Source organism: Synechococcus sp. BA-120 BA3, from assembly GCF_034931285.1.
Lineage (GTDB): Bacteria > Cyanobacteriota > Cyanobacteriia > PCC-6307 > Cyanobiaceae > Cyanobium.
Genome location: NZ_JAYGHZ010000171.1, coordinates 1 through 1,467, shown reverse-complemented (window position 1 = coordinate 1,467; position 1,467 = coordinate 1). Strand labels below are relative to the sequence as shown.

At 72.8% G+C, this 1,467-nt stretch carries 2 protein-coding genes; one reads left to right on the top strand and one right to left on the bottom strand.

Translation table 11 applies throughout. From position 1 onward, the window contains the following. Positions 1-216: 216 nt before the first annotated feature. Positions 217-1,122 carry an alpha/beta fold hydrolase gene (locus VB737_RS06995; RefSeq protein ID WP_500312202.1) on the bottom strand — a complete coding sequence of 302 codons (906 nt, stop codon included), beginning with the start codon at positions 1,120-1,122 and terminating at the stop codon, positions 217-219. A gap of 78 nt (positions 1,123-1,200) precedes the next feature. On the opposite strand from VB737_RS06995, the gene VB737_RS06990 reads away from it, so the two are divergent. Further along, positions 1,201-1,467 (top strand): hypothetical protein (locus VB737_RS06990; RefSeq protein ID WP_500312201.1); only part of this gene is annotated, 267 nt, incomplete at its 3' end.

Genomic DNA, 1,467 nt, shown 5'->3' with positions numbered 1-1,467 from the left:
GCCACCCCTTGTTCAGGTGGAACACCAGCACCGCCAGCATCGCCGCTCCACGCAGCGCGTCGATGTCCGGTCGGTAGGTGAAGCCTCCCCCCTTCCCGCTGCCACCCTCCGCCTGGCGGTTGGCCGATGGTGCGGCTCCGGTGCCCGTGACGGCGGCGATCAACCCGGCCCCCTCTGTGTGGAGGGCAATGTACCGACCGGCAGGCGCTGTCGGGTTCAGCCGGCGGTCAGCGCAGGAACCGGGCTTGCCACCAGACCCGCCAGCCACTCCAGCAGGGCCCGGTTCACCTGGTCGGGCACCTCGTCATGGGGGCAGTGGCCGGCCTCCAGCACGACTTCGGTGGTGCGGACGGGAGCATGCCGCTGGAAACTGGCGCGGCGACCGGCGGCGTTGATCCAGGGGTCGCGGATGCCCCAGAGCAGCAGCAGCGGCGCCGTCAGCTCGGCGAACAGTTCGTCGAGGGGCTGGCCGCGGGGGATGTCGAAGACGGTGCGGAAGACGCCGAAGGCACCGGGGTCCCGGGAGGGCCGCAGGATCGCCTCCACCAGCGCGTCATCCACGTTGGTGCGGTCGATGTACACCTGATTCAGGGTGCGGCGCACGTTGGCGGGTCGGCGCATGTTCTCGAACAGCAGGCGCTGCAGCACGGGGCTGCGCAGCAGGGCCGCGCCGATGGTGCGGCGGGCGATGGCCCCCCAGCCCGGCGGCGGGGCCTGCTCGTCGCTGAAAGGGCCAGCGGCATTGAGCAGGGCCACGCCGGCGGCCCGTTCGCCCAGGGCGGCAGCGGCGGCGAGGGCGGCGAAGCCGCCGAGGGAGTTGCCCACCAGCACGGTGGGCCGGCCGATCCGCTCCGCCACGTAGGCGCACAGCTGGTCGCGCCAGAGGGCGCCGCCATAGCAGAGGCCGGCGGGCTTGGCGCTGCGGCCGAAGCCGAGCAGGTCGATGGCATGGACCTCATGGGTGAGGGCCAGCACGGGGATGTTGAACCGCCAGTGGTCGGTGGAGGCCCCGAAGCCATGCACCAGCAGGATCGCCGGCCCGGTGGGCTGCTCCGGAGCCGCCCGCAGGGCATGCACCCGGTGGCCCAGGAACGACCAGGGGGTCTCCGGTGACGAATCCATGAAGGCAGAGGTGGCGCAGTGGAGGACGATGCTAGGAAGCGCAGCCGGCGTGCGGCCCTGCCCCCTGCGCCTGCCGCCATGTCCGACGCCTTCAGCCTCTCCGACCTGAGCCCCCTGCTGCCGGGGATCGCCCTCTGGGCCCTCGCCCTCTATCTGCCCCTGAGCGTTCCCCTGGCCCGGCTGGAGCAGGTCCTGGCGGAGGCTTCCCTGGAGGAAGGGCTGCAGCAGCTGGTGCTGGTGGGCGGCAGCCTGCTGCTGGCCCTGGCGGTGGGCCTGGCGGTGGAGCTGCTGCTGAGCTGGGCCCTGGGTCCGGGCTGGGCCGGCAGCCTGGGCCTGATCGCCGTG